The organism is Streptomyces hilarionis, assembly GCF_024539675.1.
GTDB classification, from domain to species: Bacteria; Actinomycetota; Actinomycetes; order Streptomycetales; family Streptomycetaceae; genus Streptomyces; species Streptomyces hilarionis.
On sequence record NZ_JAHHIT010000562.1, the window covers coordinates 1 to 342 of the forward strand.

1 protein-coding gene is annotated in these 342 nt (G+C 52.6%); it reads left to right on the forward strand.

Going from position 1 to position 342, the window contains the following annotated elements; genetic code table 11:
* Window positions 1-342: DNA/RNA helicase domain-containing protein (locus KMS84_RS44225; RefSeq protein ID WP_256921485.1), on the forward strand; the 342-nt coding region annotated here is incomplete at both ends.

Genomic DNA, 342 nt, shown 5'->3' on the forward strand with positions numbered 1-342 from the left:
GATCAAGGAGCTGATCGAATCAGCAAAATGCTCGATTTTCTTCATCGACGAAGACCAGCGTGTGACCTTGAACGACATTGGTAGCAAGCAGGCTATCCGCGCCTTTGCCAAAGCCAAAGGTGCATCCATGGAGGAATACATACTGTCTTCCCAGTTCCGTTGCAGTGGTTCTGATGGCTACCTAGCGTGGTTGGATGACGTACTGGGGATTCACGCGACAGCCAACCCACTGCTCGATACCAGCGAGTATGAGTTCAAGGTGTTCGACTCACCTCTGGCAATGCACGCGGCTATTGAGCAGAAGAACCACGGAAACAAGGCTCGCGTTGTCGCGGGTTACTG